At 66.2% G+C, this 18755-nt stretch carries 15 protein-coding genes and 2 tRNA genes; 11 read left to right on the top strand and 6 right to left on the bottom strand.

Annotated features, from left to right (window positions below):
* Positions 1-25: 25 nt before the first annotated feature.
* Positions 26-1714: an ATP-binding protein gene (locus GVV77_RS11225; RefSeq protein ID WP_159618364.1), complete on the bottom strand. Its 1689-nt coding sequence runs from the start codon at positions 1712-1714 to the stop codon at positions 26-28.
* 706 nt (positions 1715-2420) lie between these two features.
* Here GVV77_RS11225 and GVV77_RS11220 point away from each other — a divergent pair.
* The 3 genes from GVV77_RS11220 to GVV77_RS11210 all read left to right on the top strand — a co-directional run bounded on the left by GVV77_RS11220 (position 2421) and on the right by GVV77_RS11210 (position 6162).
* Positions 2421-3719, top strand: coding sequence for a hypothetical protein (locus GVV77_RS11220; RefSeq protein WP_210252845.1), 1299 nt, complete (start codon positions 2421-2423; stop codon positions 3717-3719).
* Between the two features lie 166 nt (positions 3720-3885).
* Positions 3886-4944 (top strand): 3-isopropylmalate dehydrogenase, encoded by a 1059-nt coding sequence (locus tag GVV77_RS11215; RefSeq protein WP_159618360.1) that lies wholly within the window; start codon positions 3886-3888, stop codon positions 4942-4944.
* A gap of 111 nt (positions 4945-5055) precedes the next feature.
* Positions 5056-6162, top strand: a complete 1107-nt coding sequence (locus GVV77_RS11210) for a branched-chain amino acid aminotransferase (protein WP_159618358.1) — start codon at positions 5056-5058, stop codon at positions 6160-6162.
* An 81-nt stretch (positions 6163-6243) separates the two neighbouring features.
* Here the strand turns inward: GVV77_RS11210 and GVV77_RS11205 are convergent, their stop codons facing one another.
* The 3 genes from GVV77_RS11205 to GVV77_RS11195 form a co-directional block, all read right to left on the bottom strand.
* The gene (locus GVV77_RS11205) at positions 6244-7785 is read right to left on the bottom strand and encodes a putative bifunctional diguanylate cyclase/phosphodiesterase (RefSeq protein WP_159618356.1); all 1542 of its coding nucleotides are present in this window, start codon (positions 7783-7785) and stop codon (positions 6244-6246) included.
* A gap of 5 nt (positions 7786-7790) precedes the next feature.
* Complete coding sequence (locus GVV77_RS11200) at positions 7791-8225, bottom strand: DUF7793 family protein (protein ID WP_159618354.1); 435 nt, start codon at positions 8223-8225, stop codon at positions 7791-7793.
* A 612-nt stretch (positions 8226-8837) separates the two neighbouring features.
* Positions 8838-9908, bottom strand: a complete 1071-nt coding sequence (locus GVV77_RS11195; RefSeq protein WP_246199768.1) for a hypothetical protein — start codon at positions 9906-9908, stop codon at positions 8838-8840.
* Between the two features lie 190 nt (positions 9909-10098).
* Here GVV77_RS11195 and GVV77_RS11190 point away from each other — a divergent pair, with 190 nt between their 5' ends.
* The 8 genes from GVV77_RS11190 to GVV77_RS11155 all read left to right on the top strand — a co-directional run bounded on the left by GVV77_RS11190 (position 10099) and on the right by GVV77_RS11155 (position 17346).
* Positions 10099-10242 carry a hypothetical protein gene (locus GVV77_RS11190; RefSeq protein ID WP_159618352.1) on the top strand — a complete coding sequence of 48 codons (144 nt, stop codon included), beginning with the start codon at positions 10099-10101 and terminating at the stop codon, positions 10240-10242.
* A 165-nt stretch (positions 10243-10407) separates the two neighbouring features.
* A complete protein-coding gene (locus tag GVV77_RS11185; protein ID WP_159618350.1) occupies positions 10408-11181 on the top strand; it encodes a fumarylacetoacetate hydrolase family protein in 774 nt (257 codons plus the stop codon).
* A 63-nt stretch (positions 11182-11244) separates the two neighbouring features.
* Complete coding sequence (gltX, locus tag GVV77_RS11180) at positions 11245-12753, top strand: glutamate--tRNA ligase (RefSeq protein WP_159618348.1); 1509 nt, start codon at positions 11245-11247, stop codon at positions 12751-12753.
* Positions 12753-13544 (top strand): HAD family hydrolase, encoded by a 792-nt coding sequence (locus tag GVV77_RS11175; protein ID WP_159618346.1) that lies wholly within the window; start codon positions 12753-12755, stop codon positions 13542-13544. The genes gltX and GVV77_RS11175 overlap by 1 nt, the downstream gene beginning before the upstream one ends.
* 69 nt (positions 13545-13613) lie before the next feature.
* A tRNA-Gln gene (locus GVV77_RS11170) sits at positions 13614-13685 on the top strand.
* A 76-nt stretch (positions 13686-13761) separates the two neighbouring features.
* Positions 13762-13834: transfer RNA gene (locus tag GVV77_RS11165), tRNA-Glu, on the top strand.
* Between the two features lie 129 nt (positions 13835-13963).
* Positions 13964-15724 (top strand): dynamin family protein, encoded by a 1761-nt coding sequence (locus tag GVV77_RS11160; RefSeq protein WP_159618344.1) that lies wholly within the window; start codon positions 13964-13966, stop codon positions 15722-15724.
* A gap of 62 nt (positions 15725-15786) precedes the next feature.
* Positions 15787-17346 carry a GTPase gene (locus GVV77_RS11155; RefSeq protein ID WP_246199767.1) on the top strand — a complete coding sequence of 520 codons (1560 nt, stop codon included), beginning with the start codon at positions 15787-15789 and terminating at the stop codon, positions 17344-17346.
* Positions 17347-17478: 132 nt separating this feature from the next.
* Here the strand turns inward: GVV77_RS11155 and GVV77_RS11150 are convergent, their stop codons facing one another.
* Both GVV77_RS11150 and GVV77_RS11145 read right to left on the bottom strand, forming a co-directional pair.
* Positions 17479-18030, bottom strand: coding sequence for a DUF1697 domain-containing protein (locus GVV77_RS11150; protein WP_281350585.1), 552 nt, complete (start codon positions 18028-18030; stop codon positions 17479-17481).
* Positions 18027-18749: an IclR family transcriptional regulator gene (locus GVV77_RS11145; protein WP_120165289.1), complete on the bottom strand. Its 723-nt coding sequence runs from the start codon at positions 18747-18749 to the stop codon at positions 18027-18029. Before GVV77_RS11145 ends, GVV77_RS11150 begins: the two co-directional genes overlap by 4 nt.
* Positions 18750-18755 lie beyond the last annotated feature (6 nt).

Below are 18755 nucleotides of genomic sequence, written 5' to 3'. Positions count from 1 at the left end.
TCGAAGGCGCCGGCGATGCCGGCAGCTAGCTGTGGGATACGACCGTGGATGGAGCCTTCAGCGGCATTTCGATGCGCACGGTGGTCCCTTCTCCGACAGTGGAGTCGACGGTGATTGAACCATTGTGGGCGTTCACTGTTCGTTGCGCTATCGCCAGTCCAACCCCGGCGCCGGGGACGGCGCCGTCGGTGGCATTCGAGGCGCGGAAGAAGCTCTCGAAGAGGCGGGGGATGTCGGCTTCGGGGATACCGATACCGGTGTCCCGCACGACAACTTCGGCCGGGCCGGCGGTGGAACGGCAGAGGGTGTTGACCTCGACCACGCCGCCCGGGCCGGTGAACTTCACAGCATTGGAGATGACGAGCCCGACTGCTTCCTTAAGCTGGTCGTAGTGGCCGGCGACGAGGATGCTCGCTTCGCTGGGCGGGCAGAGAAGAGCCACGTTCTTCGCCGTCGCGGCGGCAGAGAGGTCCCCGGCGGCTGCGGCAACGACATGGCCGAGGTCCACGGAGAGGTGGCCGTGCGGCTCGTCGAGCGTGGGCGAGAGGGCCGTGATGTTCTCGATCAGGTCGCGGAGCCGGGTCGTGTTGCGCTCGACCGTCTCGAGCATGCGCCGCGCTCCTTCGGGCAGCGGACCGCCAGAGCCATCGAGGATCATCTCGAGGTAGCCTGCCATTGAGGCGAGCGGTGTGCGCAGTTCGTGGTTGACCGTTCCCACGAAGTCGCTCTTGGCCTTATTGAGGCGCCGGAGTTTCTCTACAGCCTGCTGTTGCCGCGCGATCAGCTGACCCTGGATCAGGCCGTGGGCGAAGTTGCCGAGCACGTGCTGGGTCAGCGAATTCTCCACCGGGGTCCACTCGAGGGGCCGGTGGTTATTGATCAGCCAGACAAGCCCGAACGGCGTGGTGCCCTCCCCAAGGGCGACGACGACGCCGCTCGTGATGCCGGAGAGGTCCTCGAGATCCTCGAAGACCGATGTGCCCGCCGATGCGGAGTCCTCCGCAGGAGGGAAGCGTTCGCCGGTGGAGCTCTCCCACAGCCGGAGCGCTAGGGCTTTGGCCCTTCCGGAGTGGGCCAGGGAAGGAACTTCCATTGGGTCAGCGTCGGCACTTGACCAGTGTGAACTCAGGTCCGCCACGCGGTCGTCGGGGAAAATCTGGAGGAAGACCGAGTCCGAGCCCAGTGCGCGGCCGAGCCCGGCGAGGAAGTTTCCGACCATGGTTTCGAGGCTGTTGGTGGCGCGGATGCCTGCGGAGATCTCGCGCATCCGTTCGCGCAGCAGCGACGCAGACTCGCGCTGTACGCGGTGCTGGCGGCGTCGGGCGATGGCGGACGCCGCGCGCTGAATGATCTCGCGCTCCTGATATGGCCTAAAAACGAAATCGGTGATCGGATTCTCGAGCAGCCCGCCAGGCTCCAACGGCGCACTGTCGGGCAGGAGGAGGATGACCGGAAGTCCGGCGAAGCGGGAATCGGATTCGAGGACGCCAAGGAGTGCACGGCTGCTTTCGTCGGCCAATTGAAGGTCGAGGAAAACAATGTCGGGCGTGCTTTGACGGAGGGTCCCCAGGAGGGCCGAACCTGAACTTACTGAGACCGCGGCGTAGCCGGCCTGCTGCAAAATGGCACAGAGATCTTGGCCGTCCTCATCGCTTGGCGATGCGACGACCGCTGTGCCGCCGAACCCGGCCCAGCTAACGTCTTGCTTGCTCACGGCGTCCCTTCCCCATGTCGCTTGCGCTCACACTATCCGAAGCCCTGTCAAGTGTCAGGCTCAAGCCCGCCGGGTAGATGGATCGATACCCCATTGAAGCTGAAGATACGCGCTTTTGAACCGCCACGTACTTCTCAGCGAGGCAAGCGTAGCAATTCGAGTAATTACTCGGAGTCATCCAAAACAGTCGAGTATTGACCACTCGCGACTATCCCGTAGGCCATTTCTAGCCTGAGTAAGTAATCAAGAACTGATGATTCTGCTGGGGAAACATCAAGGTTTTGAGTCGGTCTCACACGGCATTCGAGCGGTCTTTTGCAACGCCATTCGTCACCGCATTTCATCCCCCCAGGAGTGGTCAGTTAAGCCCCCATCTGGTTGGAGAGCTGCCATGAAATCAATCCTTACAACTGTCGGGCTCGTAGGCTTCGCCTTCGCTGCCACCACCGCTCCCGCCTACGCTGCACCGCCTCCGCAGAATAATGCCTGCCACTCGGCAGGCGTCACTGGCATCGGCGCACAGGCCTCGGCAGGCAACGGGGCAAACTGTTCCGGTGGCGGCCAGGGGGGAGCACCGGTACAGCCGGCAACGCCCGCCCAGCCCACAACGCCGGTCGCTCCTGTGGTGCCGGCGGAGCCCGCCGCTCCGGTGGTTCCGGCAGAGCCCGCCGCTCCGTTGGCGCCTGTTGCTCCTGCCGTCCCAGCGGTGCCGGCTACTCCAGTCGATGCCGTCATTCCTGCCGTTCCGGCAGCCCCGGCTGAAGCTGCTCCGGCGGTGCCGACCGTTCCTGCATCTCCAGCCCAGGTAGGCAATGCAACCGGCGGCAAGCCAAATGCTGGTAATCCTGGCGGAGGCAACGGCAACAACAACGGCGGCAACGGCAACGGCGGCGGTGGTGACAGCAACCCCGGCAACGGCGGCGGCGGTGATACCAACCCCGGCAACGGCGGCGGCGACAACCCCGGCAACGGGAACGGCCCCGACGACAACAACGGCGGCGGTGACAACAACGGCGGCGGCGACAACCCCGGCAACGGGAACGGCCCCGACGACAACAACGGCGGCGGTGACAACAACGGCGGCGGTGACAACAACGGCGGCGGCGACAACCCCGGCAACGGGAACGGTCCTGGCGACAACCCCGGCAACGGCAACGGGAACGGCCCTGGCGACAACCCCGGCAACGGCAACGGGAACGGCCCTGGCGACAACCCCGGCAACGGCAACGGGAACGGCCCTGGCGACAACCCCGGCAACGGCAACGGGAACGGCCCTGGCGACAACAACGGTGGCGGCAACGGTGACGGATGCGGGGACAACAACGGCGGGGAGAACAACACCGGCGAGGGCAACAACGGCGGGGAGAACAACACCGGCGAGGGCAAAGACGACTGCGGTGAAAACCCCGGCAACGGGAACGGCCCCGGTAACGGCAACGGGAACGGCTGCGGCGACAACAACGGCGGGGAGAACAACACCGGCGAGGGCAACAACGGCGGGGAGAACAACACCGGCGAGGGCAAAGACGACTGCGGTGAGAACCCCGGCGGTGAGAACCCCGGCGGTGAGAACCCCGGCGGTGAGAACCCCGGCGGTGAGAACCCCGGCGGTGAGAACCCCGGCGGTGAGAACCCCGGCGGTGAGAACCCCGGCGGTGAGAACCCCGGCGAGGGGAACCCGCAACTCCCCGGAACTCCGGAGACTCCCTCGGCACCAGAATCTCCTCAGGTACCGCAGGCTCCCCATGCCCCAGTCGTGCCAGGGAAAACTGTCACAACGGTCCCAGTGAAGACTTCGGGCACCGTCACGGTGCGGACAGTGGTCGTGCCGGCTTCAACGGGGACGGTTCGTACGAACCAGGGCCTCAATGTTCAGTCGGCTGCGACCGCGGCATCGGATGACCCAGGTCAGGTATGGCTGGGAGGGCTTGTCGTGGCAAGCCTGACCGCTGCGGGCCTGGTGGCTGGCCGGGCCGTTGAGCGGAAGCGGAACGCTAGCATCTAGCAGGAACGAATCAGGCAGTACTAAGGGGACGGGCACCCGAAAGGGTGCCCGTCCTTGTTTGTGCAGTGCGAGCGGCATCGTGATCGGACCCGGTGACCCCATGCACCGATGTCTCACAAAATGAGACTGATTATCCGCAGGGGAGCCCACTTCGTAATCTGGGTCGATGGACGCCTCAACTGCTCGAATCGACCTCGCGATCATCCCCGGAGACGGCATTGGCCCGGAAGTCACGGCGGAAGCGGTGAAGGTGCTCTCAGCGGTACTGCCCGATGAGGTGGAACTTGCACTTACCGAATACTCCCTCGGCGCCCAGCACTGGCTCGTCACCGGGGAGACGCTTCCGGAGGAAACCCTCATCCGGCTGCGTGCCCACGATGCAATCCTCTTTGGAGCGGTGGGGGCGGCGCCAGGGGATAAGCGGATACCCTCAGGGCTGATTGAGCGTGAACTGCTGCTCAAACTGCGGTTCGAACTTGACCACTACGTCAATCTGCGCCCCTCCAAGCTGTACCCGGGGGTGGATTCGCCACTGGCCGCCCCCGGCGCCGTCGATTTCGTCGTGGTACGGGAGGGCACCGAGGGCCCCTACGCGGGCAATGGAGGCACCCTGCGTGGTGGTACGGAGCATGAGATTGCCACCGAGGTCTCGCTCAATACAGCGCACGGAGTGGAACGCGTAGTGCGGGACGCCTTCCGTCGCGCGAGCGAGCGCCCTCGCCGGAAGCTGACCCTGGTCCACAAACACAACGTGCTGGTCTTCGCGGGCCATCTTTGGAAGCGGACTGTGGAGGCGGTCGCGGCGGAGTTCCCCGAAGTCACCCACGACTACCTGCACGTCGATGCGGCGACAATCTTCCTCGTAACCGATCCCTCACGGTTCGACGTCATTGTCACAGACAATCTCTTCGGCGACATCCTCACCGATCTCGCCGCGGCAATCAGTGGAGGGATTGGCCTGGCGGCCTCCGGAAACCTCAACATGGACCGCACGGCCCCCTCAATGTTCGAGCCGGTCCACGGCTCGGCCCCTGACATCGCAGGTCAGCAGAAGGCTGATCCTACGGCCGCCATCCTATCGGCGGCGCTGCTGCTGCGGCACCTGGGCCAGGATGCCGCAGCCGAACGCATCGAGCACGCGGTTGAGGCCGACATTGCCGGACGCTCCGGAGAACCGCGCACGACGTCGGCGGTGGGCGATGCGATTGCGGCCGCATTGTCCTAAGGTGGTTAGGAACCATTAACCCAGCGTCGGCGAAGCAGCCGGCCCTGATCACTGACCGAATAGCCTCCCGGAGCGCCGCTCCGCACGGAGCAGGTCACGCGCGGAGGAATCATGACAGCCACCGATCTGGAGTTCGCCCAGCATCTCTCTCCAACTCCGAAGACCGTGGAGCAGCGCGAGGCCATCCTCGCCAATCCGGGGTTCGGCAACCACTTCACCGACCACACAGCGATCGTAGACTTTTCGGTCGACGCCGATGGAGAGGGTGGCTGGAGCAATGCCCGGGTCGAGCCGTACGGCCCCATAGCACTCGACCCCGCCGCCGCCGTACTGCACTACGGCCAGGAGATTTTCGAGGGCATGAAGGCTTACCGCCATGCCGATGGTTCAATCTGGACCTTCCGTGCGGACGCCAACGCCGCACGCCTCAACAGGTCGGCGGCCCGACTGGCCCTTCCCCAGCTTCCGGAACCGATCTTCCTCGAATCCCTGCGCCAGCTGGTTTCAGCGGACCGTGACTGGATCCCTACCGGTGATGGAGAAAGCCTGTACCTGCGACCCTTCATGATTGCCACTGAGGCGTTCCTGGGTGTCCGGCCCGCACGGGAGGTTTCCTTCCGGGTCATCGCCTCGCCTGCAGGAAACTACTTCGGCGGAGAGCTGAAGCCGGTTTCGATCTGGGTCTCCCGGAACTTCGCCCGCGCCGGACGGGGCGGGACCGGCGCGGCGAAATGCGGCGGCAACTATGCGGCCTCTCTCGCAGCCCAGCTTGAGGCGGAAGCCAACGATTGCAAGCAGGTGCTCTTCCTCGATCAGTTCAATGACAACGCCGTTGAAGAGCTCGGCGGCATGAACGTGTTCTTCGTGTTCAAGGACGGCTCGCTGGTCACTCCGGCGCTGTCCGGCACCATCCTCGAAGGTGTGACGCGCTCCTCGGTGATCCAGCTGGGCCGGGACCGCGGCATGAATGTCGTCGAGCGCAAGATCACTCTCGACGAGTGGCGTGACGGCATTGCCTCCGGTGACATCACCGAAGTCTTCGCCTGCGGCACGGCAGCGGTGATCACCCCGATCGGGCAGCTGAAGGACGGCGAGGAAATCATCGGTGCACCCGATGCCCTTCCCGGCGAGGTGACCATGTCCATCCGCAGCCAACTGCTGGGAATCCAGACCGGCGCTGCCGAGGATATCCATGGCTGGCTGACCCGGCTGGTCTAGATTCCATTCCTTGGGCGGCGCAGCATCACCGTTGTGCCGCCCAAGGGCTTCACGCGCGGGGCTGGAGAGTTGCCGCGAGGCCTAGGCCGGCAGGCTGAGGAACCTGTGCGTAGCGAGCAGGGCCTTGATCTCCTCGATGGGCAGAGGTCTGCTGAAGTAGTATCCCTGGCCGCTGGCGCAGCCCATGGCCCGCAGCTGGTCGGCCTGTTCCTTTGTCTCGATGCCCTCGCACACAGCCTCAAGTCCGGCCGCCCGGATCAGCTGAAGCACGGCGGAGACAAACCCGAACTGGCCGGGTTTGGTGTCAAGGTCGACAAGAAGCGAGCGGTCAACCTTCACCATACTGACGGGCAACTCGCGCAGGTAGCTGATTGAGGAATAGCCGGTCCCGAAGTCGTCGATCTCGATTCCCACGCCAAGCTGCTGCAGACTGAGAAGCGAGTACATCTCCACTTCGCCCCGCGTCACGATCGCCGATTCGGTGATCTCGATGACCAGGCAGGAGGCAGGGACGCCCGTTTCCCGCAGCAGGCCCCGGACGAAGTCGACCAGGTCCAGCTGCTTCAGCTCAACAGCCGAGAGGTTCACCTGAAGCTGGAAGTCGTCGTCGAGCTGGAGATCACGGCGCCATTCGGCGAGGTGGCGTAGGGACGTCGACATCACCCACCGGTCGAGGTCGTGGATGACTCCGATTTCCTCGGCGAGGGGGATGAAGACGTCCGGCGGGATGAGCCCGCGCACCGGGTGCTGCCAACGCACGAGCACCTCAAGCCCAATGATGCGGCTTGTCGCAAGTTCAACCAGCGGCTGGAAGTGAAGAACCAGTTCGTCACGGCGGACGGCGGCTCGGAGCTCCGCCGCCATCTGACTACGGAGCTGCCGGGAGTACTGCATCACCGGTTCGAACACCTTGATGATGTTGCGGCCTTCTCGCTTTGCGGCGTACATGGCTGTGTCGGCATCGAGCAGCAGGTCATCCGCGCTCTGCTGGGGATCACCAAGCCGCACCCCGATGCTCGCCCTCGAATGAACCTGGAGGTCCTCCAGTTCGATGATCTCCCCAAGGACTTCGAGGGCGCGGCGTGCGACGCGCATGCAGATCTCCATGCTGGCCGCTGGAAGGAGGATGGCAAACTCGTCGCCGCCGAGGCGCGCGACGACATCGCTCGCACGCACCACACCATTGAGCCGGACGCCGACCTCCTGGAGCACGCGGTCGCCCGCGTCATGCCCGAAGCGGTCGTTGACGTTCTTGAATGAATCGAGGTCAAGCAGGATCAGCGCCGGCGGGGGAGCCCCATCCGCGGCCTCGGCCAGTGCGGTCTCAAGGGCTTCCATTAAGGCCACCCGGTTCGCGAGGCCGGTGAGGGCGTCGGACATTGCCATCTTCTTCATATCCCGGTGGGCCTGGCGAAGCATCGCCGTCCGGCTTTCAACCCGCTTCTCGAACTGGTCGTAGACCTGTTCGAGTTCCTCGGCGAGCAGGTTGAAGCCGGTGATCACCGCGTCGACTTCATCCCTTGCCTCAGAGGGCTCAATGCGGCTGCTCAACTCGCCGCGCGAAAGGCGCACGATACTGTCGACCAGCTGGCCCAGCCGCGGATCCTTATTTTCGGCGTTCATCTTTTTCAGGGTACCGGCAGGAAGCCCGCCAGCCATGCAAGCGCCTCGCTGCGCGATGCGAAGAAGGCCACAGGGCATCGTGGCTCCTGGCTTCCCATCACGAAGTTGCCCAGCACGCGGTCCACCGGGCTGGCACCCAGGAGGGCAACCGCCGCCGACATCTGGGCCGCGCCCAGGACGGCGCGCGCATCGCGGTCGATCGACTTCACGCCCCGGATATCGATCAGCAGGGGTCGGGGCACGCCCGCTGCGAGCGCACGGGCCTCCTCCGCCCTGGATTCGGCCAGCCGCCGGGACACATGCTCTCCGGCGGGAAGCGTGATCACTGTGATCCCATCCCGCGAAAGCGTCTGTTCACCACGCCGGTGTTCATCGGCGGCAGGCTCGGGGCCTGCCTCAAGCATTTCTGCGTCGTCGTGGAGCAATATTTCGTCGGTCATCGGTCCCCCAACCATCCCGTGTCGAAATTCAGCGGACCATTTGCGGCTCGGAGCGGCGTTCCGCGCCCCATCTACGTTTGCGGGCAGGACTTTGTTCCGGCTCGAAAGAGCAGGTTCCGGTGATCGAGTTAGACATATGCTCCCCAGCATCCATACGGCAACAGCAGCACCCTTTGGGGCGCACGTTGCATTGCACCACTTCTCCATTGAAGGACGGAAACTTTGTTATATCAGAGATCACCGACAGGAATCTCTCCGAACGGCGTCGGACCTTGATTTCGCCACGATGGCAGCGCACGCCGTGGGATGCGCGCAACACCGGCACCATGGCCCGCCCTCAGGCGGAGCTCCTCACGACAAAATCCGGGCCGGAGCCGGGGGAGCGGGAGCTGGTGGTCCGCAGTCGATTGGGTCACCGGCGGAGTGGCGCTTAAATGTAGAGGCCCCAGCCGGGGTGGGAGTAATGGGGGGAAACGCCCAGCCCGGCCAGGGCTTAAAGAAGACTCTACACAACTAGCTACCCTGAACCGCAAGTCCGCTTCGCTGAGAGGGGAATTCGTAGCGCTGGACGGCGGTCGGCGGGTGTGCCGTGGCTCGAGCCGGCCGCTTCGATCAGCCGCCCTGGACCTGGTGGATGAGCTGCCGTGCGGCGGCGGCCCGGTCATTGGCGCCGGACTGGACGAAGAGCTGCTCACTCGCTTCGAGGTTCAGCAGGGCTTCGAGTTCGATATGCCGGGCGTTATATGCCTGGCCCAGCAGGAAGCGGGCTTCGGCGGCGGTGTGGGTAGCGAGCAGGGACTCCTGGGAGGTCACTGCCCGCAGTCGTTCGATCGCCGCATCGAACTGGCCGGTCAGTACGAGCCAGTGCGCGCGGGTCAGTGCCAGTTCGAGCCGGTCCCGTTCACTGCCCCCGACAATTGAGCTGGCCATTTCTGCGCGGTCGATGCATTCAAGGGTCTCGGGCTCGACGACGCCCGCTGCAAGGCGCAGCGCAGCGGAAGCACGGTTGAAGCGTGCCCACAGGTCAAGGTCGTTGGTCGGTGAGAGGTTCTCAGCAGCGAGGCGGTGATATTTGGTTCCATCTTCGACGCGCTGGAGGAGGAATGCCACGTTGCCAATGGCCCAGTAGCTCATGCCCGCGGTCTGCTTGCTCGCATTTTCTTCGAGTAAATTAGCCAGGACGAGGCATTCGGTCCAGGCGTCGTTCAGCTGGTCGCTGTCCGCAAGCGCCGCGATCAACGCATTCTGCGCCTCAATGTGCAGTTCCTGTTGCCCCGGCGCGAGCGACGCCTGTGCGGCGGCTCCCCGCGCTTCGGCGACCGCCTCCCTTAGGGCTCCACAACCCTGGAGTGCGAATGAGACGAGGGTCGCCACCCTCACGGCGAGCGCCGTTGACTGGGCAGTGACGGGGTGGTTTTGAAGAGTGCGTCCGACAATCACCGACTCGTTCATCAAGCCTTGCTTGCGCAGGCATTCCGCCTGAAGAAACGTCATGTTCCACCAGGCGTTGTCATCGTCGAGGTCGGCTGCAAGTCCGGCTGCCTGTTCGGCGATCCGCCTCGCAAGCTCGTAGTCCCGTTGGTTCCACGCGCTTCGAGCCTGAAGTTCGAGGAGGACCTGTTCCCCTGGCGTTTCCTGCAGGGCCTTCACCACCTTCGGCTCGCGGAGGGTGCCTGACGGCACCGTCCAACTACGTGGGCGCCGCGCGGTCGGGCGTCCAGTGAAGGCCAGCATGGACCCCCGAAATTAAATAGTCAAAAAATGTTACGTTTGTGACTGGTGTGGCGGAGCGACATTTCGTAGACTGAATCTGCTATAGCAATGCAGAAGACCGCTTTTGTCTTGTGCTTCCATCTCACCTTGAGGACAAATTATGAAGAAGCTCACCTCCGCGCTCCTGCTGTCGGTACTTTTCGTCACCGCCGGAAGCTCTGCAGCCGTGGCCGCTGGCTCGACCTCGACGAAGTCGGGTTCGACGACCGTCAGCACCGATCGCGTGAACAACTGGCCGTACTGATTCTTTCTCTGGTCGGTTCCAAAGGGAACCGATTGGAAGTAAAGAAAAAACCTGGCCGGACCTGTCCGGCAGTGTGATAAGGGCCGTGAACCCGCTTCCTGGGGGGCGAGTTCACGGCCTTTCCGCTGCCCGGGGTCGGCTGGAATGAGCCTGTAGCCTAGGACAATGCGTATAGCCCGGTTTGTTGTAGATAACGATCCAATGTTCGGCGTCGTCGAAGGCCCCGACGGCAGCGAAGAGCTCGCGGTCATCAACGGTGACCCCTTCTACTCCGGCATCCAGCTCACTGGCGCGCGGCACCTGCTGGCCGATGTGCGCCTGCTGGCCCCGGTGATTCCCCGCAGCAAGGTGGTGGGAATCGGCAGGAATTACGCGGACCACGCCGCCGAACTCGGCAATGAGGTCCCGCCGGCTCCGCTGATGTTCCTCAAGCCGAACACCTCCGTCATCGGGCCCGGCGACCCCATCCTCCTTCCGTCCTTCTCGGACGAGATCTCCTACGAAGCGGAATTGGCCATCGTCATCGGGCGGATCTGCAAGGACGTGCCCCTCGAGCGGGTCGACGACGTTGTCTTCGGCTACACCTGTGCCAATGACCTCACCGCGCGCGATGCCCAGCGCACCGACGACCAGTGGGCGAGGGCCAAGGGCTTTGACACCTCCTGCCCGATCGGGCCGTGGATCGAGACCGAGCTTGACCCCGAAAACCTCGCGGTCAAGGGAAGCCTCGACGGCGAGCTGCGCCAGGACGGCTCGACCAGCCAGATGATTTGGGGAGCCAAGGAACTCGTTTCCTACGTGTCCCAGGCCTTCACCCTGCTTCCCGGCGACATCATCCTCACCGGTACGCCGGCAGGGGTGGGGCTTATCAGCGAGGGACAGCGCTACGAGGTCGAGATCGAGGGGATCGGGCGGCTTTCAAACCCCGCCCGCCGCTGACTGCTGCGGCTGCCGCGCCCGGTGGCCGGGGGCGAAGGGTCCGGCTACTAGAATTGGCCCATCATGACTACTGCAGCCGAGATTCCCACTGTCAATGACTCAACCCCGGTCCGCGTGCGGTTCTGCCCGTCACCCACGGGCACACCGCACGTCGGGTTGATCCGTACCGCCCTCTTCAACTGGGCGTACGCCCGGCACACCGGCGGCAAGCTGATCTTCCGGATCGAAGACACCGACGCCGCCCGCGACAGTGAGGAAAGCTACAACCAGCTGCTCGACGCCATGCGCTGGCTCGGCATTGACTGGGACGAGGGCGTCGAGGTGGGCGGCCCCCATGAACCGTACCGGCAGTCGCAGCGGGGGGACCTCTACCAGGATGTGATCTCGAAACTCGTGAAGGCCGGGCACCTCTACGAATCCTTCTCCACACCCGAGGAGGTCGAGGACCGCCACCGGTCTGCCGGGCGCGACGTCAAGCTCGGCTACGACAACTTCGACCGCACCCTCACCGAGGTCCAGCGCGAGGCGTTCCGCAGTGAGGGCCGGGGCGCGGTGCTCCGGCTGCGGATGCCCGATGAGGACATCACGTTCACCGACCTGGTGCGAGGTGAGATTACCTTCAGGGCCGGCAGCGTTCCCGACTTCGCTGTCGTCCGGGCTAATGGAGCGCCGCTCTACACGCTCGTCAATCCCGTCGACGACGCCCTGATGGGTATCACCCATGTGCTGCGCGGCGAGGACCTGCTCTCCTCCACCCCGCGGCAGATCGCCCTCTACCGCGCCCTGATCGATATCGGCGTCGCGCGCTATATGCCGCTGTTCGGGCATCTGCCCTATGTCATGGGCCAGGGCAACAAGAAGCTGTCCAAGCGCGACCCGGAGTCGAACCTGTTCCTCCACCGCGACCGCGGGTTCATCCGCGAGGGGCTGCTCAACTACTTGTCGCTGCTGGGCTGGAGCCTCTCCGCTGATGAGGACATCTTCAGCGTCGAGCAGCTGGTCGAGAAGTTCGACGTCCGCGACGTCCTGGCCAACCCCGCGCGCTTCGACCTCAAGAAGGCCGAGGCGATCAACGGCACCCATGTCCGGCTGCTCGATCCGGCGGACTTCCGCTCACGCCTCGTCCCCTATCTCCAGGCGTCCGGACTGATTGGACATCCGGTGACCGAGCGCGAGGAAAGAATCATCGCCGAGGCCGCGCCGCTTATTCAGGAACGGATCACCCTGCTCGGTGAAGCCCCCGAGATGCTCGGTTTCCTCTTCAAGGACGACGACGCCATCGACGTCGCCGACGACGCGCGGAAGGGCCTGCCGGACAACCTCGCCGCGGTCCTTGCCAAGACGCGCGAGGCTCTGGAAGCCGTGACCGACTGGGACGCAGAGTCGATTCAGGGTGCCCTGCGGGCTGCCCTGGTGGACGACCTCGGCCTCAAGCCCCGGCTTGCGTTCGGCCCCGTGCGCACCGCCGTGTCGGGCCGGCGCATCTCCCCGCCCCTGTTCGAGTCAATGGTCATTCTCGGCCGCGACTCCTCCCTGGCACGGATCCGCGCCTTCGCCGGGGCAAACGGCTAATGAGCGCGGGTCCGGGGGAGGGGGCGCCGGTCATCGAGGGAGTGCTCTTCGACATCGATGACACGCTCGTCGACCTTGAGACTGCCATGGGCAGGACCCTCCACCACATCGCGGGGGATGCCTTCGGGCATCTGAGCGATGACGATTGGATGGAATACAAGCGGCTCTTCACCACGGACCCCCTGGGCCACTACGAAGCCTTCCTCGCCGGCCAGCTGACGTTCGCCGAGCAGCGGCTTCGGCGCGCCCGCCACGCCCAGGCTGCCTTTATCGCGGATCCCCTTGAGGGAGAGGCCGCCCACCGGTGGACCAGCGCGTACGAGGCGACGCTGCCGCTGCATTTCCGGCCGTACGACGACGTGATGCCCCTCCTCGACGAGCTCGAGGCAAGGGGCGTCCCGTACGGCGCGGTGAGCAACAATGTGCACGACTACCAGCGGGCCAAGCTCGACCGGTCCGGGCTGCGCCGGATTCGGGTGCTGGTGGGGATCGATGCCGTAGGCGTCGCGAAACCGGACCCCGCTATTTTCCATGAAGGGGCCCGGCGCCTTGGCACGGACCCCGCCCGCACCCTCTATGTCGGCGACAACCCTGCCATCGATGCCCGGGCTGCGGATTCCGCGGGCCTCGTCGGCGTCTGGCTGGACCGGCGTGCCGCCGGCTCACCCTCTCCGTCGAGGGCCTCCGAGGACCCGGAGGGCGGAACGGAGGAGGCCCGAACGGCGGGGGAGGGGCTGCGCCGGATCACCTCCCTCGACGCCGTTTTGCAGTTCCTGCCATCTTTCCGGTAGAGTTATTTCTCGGCGCGGAGCGGTAACGCGGCCCGGATGCCTGCACCACTGGGCTTCGGAGAGTGCCATTGGGGTATGGTGTAATTGGCAACACACTGGTTTCTGGTACCAACATTCTAGGTTCGAGTCCTGGTACCCCAGCGCAGTAAAATGCAAGCCGTAAGGTAAAGTAGTACAGCAGTAAAAGTAGTTTCGCAGTAAGCAGTATCAAAGTACTGGCCCCATCGTATAGCGGCCTAGTACGCCGCCCTCTCACGGCGGTAACGCGGGTTCGAATCCCGCTGGGGTCACGAGCGTCCTTATTGAAGGACATCGGAAAAGACGCCCCGGACATTCATCGAATGTCCGGGGCGTTTTTGTGTTTTGGGGTGATTCAGTTTGCTCCAGCAGGAAAGTAAGCAAGCTGGCAGAATGGAAAGATGAATGCATCCCTCACCGCCGCCGACGCCCGCGGGGTAGCGGGATTCCTCCGAGAGGTGCATGGTGCACTGCTGGGCGCCGGTTTCCCGCTCTCCCTCGCAGGGGCCCCCGCAGCGCGCGCCGCGGCGGCCGCGGCCGCCGCGCAACTCGACGACTACATTCTTCCGCGGCTCGACCGGCTCGACGCTCCGCTTCTCGCCGTCATCGGAGGATCGACCGGGGCCGGCAAGTCCACCCTCGTCAACGCCCTCATCGGGCGCCCGGTGACCCGAACCGGAGCGGTGCGGCCAACGACGCGGCAGCCCATCCTGCTCCACCACCCCGCCGAAGCCGAATGGTTTACCTCCCAGCGGGTTCTGCCGTCGCTCAGCCGGGTCCAGGCCGGTGCGGGCGAACTCGCCCCCCAGGATGCTGTCGGAGCCGCAGCAGGAACCCTCCTCCTGCAGGGTGAGGCAACAGTTCCGCGCGGGCTGGCGATCCTCGACGCCCCCGACATCGACTCAATCGCTGACGAGAACCGCCGCCTCGCCGGGCAGCTGCTCGCCGCAGCCGACCTCTGGATCTTCGTCACCACAGCCAACCGCTATGCCGACGCCGTCCCGTGGAAGTTGCTCGCAGAGGCGGCCCGGCGCGACATCCTCCTGGCCGTGGTGCTTGACCGGGTGCCGCCCGGGGTGGAGGAGGAGGTCCGTGAAGACCTCATGACCCTCCTCACAGCCGAGTCCCTCGGGCACGCCCCGATCTTCGTCGTGCAGGAGTCGGGCCTTGACGAAAACGGAATGCTCCCCGCCGGGTCGGTCGATCCCATCCGCCGCTGGCTCGGGGCGCTGGCCGCCGACGCGGAGGGACGCACCGACATCGCGCGCCGCACCCTGGCCGGAGCGGTGCGCGCTCTCGCTGGACGCGTCGAGGAGGTTGCTGAGGCCGCCGAGGTCCAGCAGGCGACCGCTGCCCGCCTTTCAGGGGCGGCTGAGGCCGCCTACCAGGAGGCCCTGGCTGCAATCCTCCGCTCCACCGAGGACGGAACAATGCTCCGTGGGGAGGTCCTCGCCCGCTGGCAGGACTTCGTCGGCACCGGAGAGTTCATGCGGGGCATCGAGACCCGGGTGGGATGGCTGCGTGACCGGATCACCGCGTTCTTCACCGGCCAGCCCGCCCCGGCAACCACGGTTGCGGCGGCGATCGAGACCGGGCTGCACTCGGTCATTGTCGAGGAGTCGGCGAAGGCGTTCGAGCAGACCGAGCAGTGGTGGCGCAGCGACGACGCCGGCCGGGCATTGCTTGCCGGCCGGGGCACCTATGTCAGCGACGAGTTTTCCGCCGAGGCCGCGCGGCAGGTGAGGGAGTGGCAGCAGGATCTGCTCGAGCTTGTCAGCACCGAAGGCTCCGACAAGCGCTTCGCCGCACGGATGCTTTCCTTCGGCGTCAACGGAGTGGCGGTGGCCCTGATGGTGGTCGTGTTTGCGTCGACCGGTGGCCTGTCCGGTGCCGAGATCGGCATCGCCGGCGGCTCGGCCGTCGTCGGCCAGAAACTCCTTGAGGCCGTCTTCGGCGAGGACGCCGTCCGCCGGCTGGCCAAGACGGCGCGCGACAACCTTGAGCGCCGGTGCCGCGCCCTGCTCGACGATGAAAAGGAAAAGTTCATCGTCCTCCTCACCCCGGTGGCAGCGCAGACACCGCCTGAAGCGCTCTTCGCCTATGCGCGCCGGCTCGCCGGAACCGATCTCGCCGAAGGCACCACGGCCGGTGGCAGCCGGTGAGCCGGCACCGCGGTGCGGGGTCCAGAAGCGGTCTGCATAATCAACTCGAGGCACTCGACTCTGTGCGAGGGCTCGCCGAAGGGCGGCTTCCCGACGAACACGTGCAGGGCCTGTTCGGTGTGCTCGACCGGGCCAGCAGCCGCCGTTCGCTGTCCGCCGACCATACGGTCATTGGAATCTTCGGTCCCACAGGGAGCGGCAAATCCTCACTGATCAACGCGTTGAGCGGCACCGAGGTGGCGCGGGTCGCGGCCCGCCGCCCGACGACCTCGAAGCCCCTGGCCGTGGTGTGGGGGGCCGAGGGAAGCGGCCCGCTCCTCGACTGGCTGGAGGTCGATGAACGCCATGAGATGCCCGCAGACGCCGCGCTCCTTGGCTCGGACACCGGCGGGCTGATCCTGCTTGACCTTCCCGACTTCGACTCGACCGCCGTAGCCCACCGGACCGTCGTCGAACGCATGTCGGGCCAGGTGGACGTCCTGCTGTGGGTCGTCGACCCGCAGAAATACGCGGACGCGGCGCTTCATCATGACTTCCTCGCCCCGCTGGCCTCCCACGGCGCCGTGACCCTCGTCGCGCTGAACCAGGCGGACCGGCTGTCCGGCCGCCAGCAGGAGCAGGTGACCGCCTCCCTGTCCGGGATCCTGGCAGAGGAAGGCCTTCGCGGTGTGCGGGTCTTTCCCGTCTCCGCCCGCACGCGGGACGGCCTCGAGGACCTTGCTGGCGCCATCCGGCAGATCGCCGGGCGGAAACAGGCTGCGAACGCCCGCCTGGCGGCCGATGTCGCGGCGGCCTCCACACAGCTTGCTCCGTTTGCCGGACCGGAGGACCTTCCGATACCCGGCAAGGCCGCCCAGGCCGACCTCTCGGCCCGCCTTGCCGCGGCCGCCGGGGTCGACGCCGTCGTTGACGCGGTTGTGCGTTCCTACCGCCGTGATGCCCACGCAGCTACGGGCTGGCCCGTGACCCGCTGGCTGGGTTCCTTTCGTTCCGATCCGCTCCGGCGGCTCAACCTGCGCCGGAGCGACGTCGACGCAGCCCTGCGGCGGACCTCGATGCCCTCCGGAGCGCCGGCCCAGCGGGCCCGGGTCGACCAGGCGTTGCGGACCTTCGCCGACACCGCAGCGGGATCGGCGGTTGAGCCCTGGCGCTCCGCCATCCGCTCGGCGGCGCGCGGGACCGTGCCCACGCTCCTCGACGGACTCGACCAGGCCCTCGCCGGCACCAACCTCGACACCGGCCGAAGGTCCTGGTGGTGGCCGCTGGTGGGCCTGCTTCAGTGGCTGGCGCTGGCCGCCCTCGTCGTCGGCATCGGCTGGCTCGGGGTCATGGCGGCGATGGGATTCCTTCAATTCGACGTCCCCGACGCTCCGTCCATGGAGGGGTTCCCGGTGCCGACCCTGCTGATCGCCGGCGGTGTTGCCGCGGGGATCCTCCTGGCGGTACTTGCCGCGGTCATTGCCCGGTTCGCGGCTAAGGCCCGCGGCCGCAAGGCGCGGCGCCGGCTCCGCGCCGCTTGTGCGAAGGTGGCCGAGACGGTGGTCGCCCAGCCGGTGACCGCCGAAATCCGCAGGTACAACGACTTCCGCGCTGCGCTCGCGGCGGCGGCGCGCACGAAATGACCGGGCCGCGGCTCACCTGACAAGCCGGGTGCGGAGACGACAACGGCCAGCGGAGGCTGCGGTCGGAGCGGTTCGGCGGGGCTGCCTGCGCGCGGTGGGTGCGGGTGCTGGACGCCGGCATCGCGACAGGAGTCAGCCCGCCATCGCGGCGTGGACCTTCACCAGCGTCCGCAGGTTGCGGGTGGTCGTCGTCGCCTTGAAGCGGCCCTTAGCCGTGATCTTTCCCAGCCCGGAGTCGAGGGTTCCTCCCCGCGCCGCCTGCCAGGCGACGGCGTCGGGTCCGAGCAGCGTGAGTGCCTCGCCGGCGGCCCGGGCGGCGGCGGCGAGGTCCTCCACCGCCGCGGGATCCGAGCTCAGGGTGACGTAGGCGTGCACCGCAGGGTCGTCCGCGGGAAAGGGGCAGGCCTCAATAATCTCGGCGAGCCGTGCCGCCGGCAGAACCACCACCCACGCGTCGTAGCCGAAGGCCGAGCGCAGGCGTTGTTCGATTGCGTCCTTGAGTTCCTGCGCCCCGAGCGCCGAAGTACAGACGAGGTTTCCCGAGGCCAGCAGGGTGCGCGGATGGGAAAGCGGAAGCCCCTCGAGCGCCTTGAGCAGGTCCGCCATGCGAATCGTGGTGCCCTGGACGTTGACTCCCCGAAGGAAAACGGCCCAGGGCACGGCCGCCGCTGAGCCGGCCGTCACTCGTTGGCTGCTTTGCTGACGGCGAGGGTAAGCTGCTGGGCCGCTTCGGTGACGACCTCGGCGTGGATCCGCCCGGGCTGGCGGGTCAGCCTCTCCATCGGTCCAGAGATTGAGACAGCCGCCACCACGCGGCCCGACGGACCACGCACGGGAGCGGATACCGAGGCGACGCCCGGCTCGCGTTCGCCGAGGCTCTGCGCCCAGCCGCGGCGGCGGACGCCGGCGAGGACTGTCGGGGTGAACCGCGCATTCTGGAGCCCCTTAAGGAGCCGGTCGTGGTCCTCCCAGGCGAGCAGGCACTGGGCCGCCGAGCCGGCCCGCATTGAGAGCTGGGTTCCGACCGGGATGGTGTCGCGGAGTCCGGCCGGACGCTCGGCGGAGGCGACGCAGACGCGCCATTCGCCCTGCCGCCGGAACAACTGGGCACTCTCGCCGGTGGCATCGCGCAGCTGCTGCAGGACCGGGCCGGCCGCGGCGATGAGGCGGTCCTCGCCGGCCGCGCTGGCCAACTCCACCAGGCGGCTGCCGAGGACGAACCGCCCCTGAATGTCGCGGCTGACCAGCCGGTGATGCACGAGGGCAAGGGCCAGCCGGTGCACCGTGGGTCGGGCAAGCCCCGTCGAAGCCACTAGCTGTGCAAGCGTCGTCGGCCCCGCCTCGAGGGCATCCAGCACGGTTGCCGCTTTATCAATGACTCCCACACCACTAGAATTGTCCATAGACTG

It is taken from the genome of Arthrobacter zhaoguopingii (assembly GCF_009828605.1).
Lineage (GTDB): Bacteria > Actinomycetota > Actinomycetes > Actinomycetales > Micrococcaceae > Arthrobacter_D > Arthrobacter_D zhaoguopingii.
The sequence above is the reverse complement of the archived record's forward strand: the minus strand, read 5'-3'. Positions and strand labels throughout refer to the sequence as shown.

Excerpts from the sequence above, each read along its gene's own strand:
- GVV77_RS11215 (WP_159618360.1), top strand. The coding sequence starts at position 3,886 with ATGGACGCCTCAACTGCTCGAATCGACCTCGCGATCATCCCCGGAGAC.
- GVV77_RS11210 (WP_159618358.1), top strand. The coding sequence starts at position 5,056 with ATGACAGCCACCGATCTGGAGTTCGCCCAGCATCTCTCTCCAACTCCG.
- GVV77_RS11205 (WP_159618356.1), bottom strand. The coding sequence starts at position 7,785 with ATGAACGCCGAAAATAAGGATCCGCGGCTGGGCCAGCTGGTCGACAGT.
- GVV77_RS11200 (WP_159618354.1), bottom strand. The coding sequence starts at position 8,225 with ATGACCGACGAAATATTGCTCCACGACGACGCAGAAATGCTTGAGGCA.
- GVV77_RS11190 (WP_159618352.1), top strand. The coding sequence starts at position 10,099 with ATGAAGAAGCTCACCTCCGCGCTCCTGCTGTCGGTACTTTTCGTCACC.
- GVV77_RS11185 (WP_159618350.1), top strand. The coding sequence starts at position 10,408 with ATGCGTATAGCCCGGTTTGTTGTAGATAACGATCCAATGTTCGGCGTC.
- gltX (WP_159618348.1), top strand. The coding sequence starts at position 11,245 with ATGACTACTGCAGCCGAGATTCCCACTGTCAATGACTCAACCCCGGTC.
- GVV77_RS11175 (WP_159618346.1), top strand. The coding sequence starts at position 12,753 with ATGAGCGCGGGTCCGGGGGAGGGGGCGCCGGTCATCGAGGGAGTGCTC.
- GVV77_RS11160 (WP_159618344.1), top strand. The coding sequence starts at position 13,964 with ATGAATGCATCCCTCACCGCCGCCGACGCCCGCGGGGTAGCGGGATTC.
- GVV77_RS11145 (WP_120165289.1), bottom strand. The coding sequence starts at position 18,749 with ATGGACAATTCTAGTGGTGTGGGAGTCATTGATAAAGCGGCAACCGTG.